Consider the following 1885-nt stretch of genomic DNA (forward strand, 5'->3'; position numbering starts at 1 on the left):
CCGCCTCCCCCCGGCCCGCCTGGCCTACGACGCCTACACCTGGCGCGAGATCGCCTACCTGCTGAGCAACCTCCCGGTGACCGTGGTCGGCTTCACCTACGTCGCGGTGGTGCTGCCGACCGGCGCCGGGCTGGCGGTCACCGCGATCGGGCTGCCCCTGCTGGCGCTCTCCCTGATGGGTGCCCGGCTGCTGGGCCGGCTGGAACGCGGCCGGGCCCGCGGTCTGCTGAAGCTGCGGGTCGACGAGCCGAGCCCGCTGAGTTCGCACAGCCGCTCCGGCAACTTCTTCACCCGCATGTGGAACGCGCTCAAGGACCCGGTGGGCTGGCGGTCCATGCTCTACCACGCGATCCGGCTGCCCTGGGGCATCCTCACCTTCACGGTGACGCTGACCGGCCTGTTCGTGCTGTGGCCGGTGCTCCCCTACGTGGTCCGCGGGATGACGGCGGTGGACCGGGCGATGGTCCGCGGGCTGCTCTCGCCCTCCCCGGACCTGGAGCGGCGGATCGCCGAACTGGAGTCGGACCGCGGCGTGGTGGTGGACACCGCGGCGGCCGACCTGCGGCGCATCGAGCGCGACCTGCACGACGGCGCGCAGGCCAGGCTGGTCAACCTGGCGATGGGGCTCGGTCTCGCCAAGGAGAAGCTGCTGGAGGACCCGGAGACCGCGGCCGCCATGGTCGACGAGGCGCACGGCGAGGTGAAGCTGGCGCTGCGGGAGCTGCGTGACCTGGCCCGCGGCATCCACCCGGCGGTCCTCACCGACCGTGGCCTGGACGCGGCGCTCTCCTCGGTGGCGTCCCGCTGCACGGTCCCGGTACGCGTGTCGGTGGACCTTCCCGTCCGGCCGGCCGAGGCGCTGGAGGGCATCGCCTACTTCACCGTCTCCGAGCTGCTGCAGAACATCAGCAAGCACAGCGCGGCGCGCGGCGCCTCGGTGGACGTGTGGCGCGCCGAGGACCGGCTGATGCTCCAGGTGCACGACGACGGCCGGGGCGGGGCCCGCCCGGACGCCGGCTCCGGCCTGGCGGGGCTGGCCGAGCGGCTGGACGCGGTGGACGGCGTGCTCGTCGTCGACTCCCCGGAGGGCGGCCCCACCACGGTGACCGCCGAACTCCCTTGGCGGGACCGGCCCGTCACATTCACGAAGGAAGGCTGACGTCATGACCGCCGTCCACCCGTACAGGCGTGCCGCGCGCCGGCCCGCCGTGCTGGCCCCGCTGATGGAGCCCGCGACCCCGCTGGCCGTGCTCCACTCGCTGCTGAACCTGCCGGTGGCGATCGTGCTGTTCACCTACGTGGTGACGGCCGTGTCGCTGGGCGCCGGGCTGCTGGTCACCGTGGTGGGCCTCCCGGTGCTGGTGCTGGCCCTGGCCGGCTGCCGCCTGCTGGGCGCCGCCGAGCGGGCCCGGGTGCGGCTGCTGCTGGGCGAGCGGGTCGCCTCCCCCGAGCCGCTGACGCCGCGCGGTGACGCGCCGCGGCCGGTCGCCTGGTGCGGCGCGGTGCTGCGCAGCGGGTCGACCTGGCGGCAGGCCCTGTACGCGCTGGTGCACCTGCCGTGGGCGGTGGTCTCGTTCACCGTGACGGTGACCCTGTGGTCCCTCGGCCTCGGCATGCTCTCGATGCCGCTCTGGTACTGGACCCTGCCGGTCGACGACCGGGCGATCCACTTCCTGGACGAGGCCGGTCCGGCCTGGCTGGGGTCGACCCCGGTGGAGCTCGCCGTGACCTGCCTGCTGGGCGCGGTGTTCACGCTGGCGGCCGCCTGGGCGGCACGCGGCATGGCGGTGGTGGACACGACGCTGGCCCGCGGCCTGCTCGGGCCGTGGGGACGCAGGACGATCTAGCCCGAGGAAGAGCGGGAAGCGGCGGCGGGGGGCGGGAA

2 protein-coding genes are annotated in these 1885 nt (G+C 74.6%); both read left to right on the forward strand.

The window, feature by feature from the left end; translation table 11 throughout:
* Positions 1 to 1159: sensor histidine kinase (locus ACOV8S_RS17640; protein WP_448318715.1), on the forward strand; the 1159-nt coding region annotated here is incomplete at its 5' end.
* Positions 1160 to 1163: 4 nt separating this feature from the next.
* Positions 1164 to 1847 carry a sensor domain-containing protein gene (locus tag ACOV8S_RS17645; protein WP_448318716.1) on the forward strand — a complete coding sequence of 228 codons (684 nt, stop codon included), beginning with the start codon at positions 1164 to 1166 and terminating at the stop codon, positions 1845 to 1847.
* Positions 1848 to 1885: the final 38 nt, after the last annotated feature.

The organism is Streptomyces sp. CO7 (genome assembly GCF_053474865.1).